Here is a 641-nt window from a genome sequence, read left to right on the forward strand (position 1 = left end):
CTGAGTTTCCAGCGCTTTGTCGGTCTACGCAGTAGCAGCCAGATTCCAGACCGTACCACCATTTGGACCTTCAAGGAGCGGCTCATTGCCGCAGGTGCGAGTGACAGCATCTTTGAAGCGGCCAATCGGGAGTTAGCCAAACATGGCTATATTGCACGCGGTGGTCAGATGGTGGATGCCAGCATCGTGCACGTCCCGAAGCAGTCGGTGAACCGGGAAGAGAAAGCCATGATTCAAGAACGCGCCATGCCTGCTGACTGGTCGCCGGCGAAGCGCCGGCAGAAAGACCTGGATGCCCGATGGACCAAAAAGCACGGCAAGTCTTACTTTGGCTACAAGGTCTCCACCAGCGTTGATAAGCGTTACAAGTTGATTCGGAAGAGGGTGGTCAGCACTGCCAGCGAGCACGACACCCTGCACTTTGAGCGCGTACTCGACCAGGGTAATACCAGCCGTGACGTGTGGACTGATCGCGGCTATGTAGATGGGGAGCGTGAAGCCCGGCTCATCGGACAAGGCTGGCGCATGCACAACCAGCGTAAAGGCAGAGCGGACAAGCCTTTGTCCGAATGCCAGAAACGTCGCAATCGACGGATTGCCAAGATCCGTGCTCGTGTTGAACACCCATTTGCGAGCTTGGC

1 protein-coding gene is annotated in these 641 nt (G+C 56.9%); it reads left to right on the plus strand.

Going from position 1 to position 641, the window contains the following annotated elements; genetic code table 11:
• On the plus strand, positions 1-641 hold a 641-nt coding region (locus CSQ89_RS21810), incomplete at both ends, for an IS5 family transposase (RefSeq protein WP_143747145.1).

This window comes from Chitinimonas sp. BJB300, assembly GCF_002735695.1.
GTDB lineage: Bacteria > Pseudomonadota > Gammaproteobacteria > Burkholderiales > Chitinimonadaceae > Chitinimonas.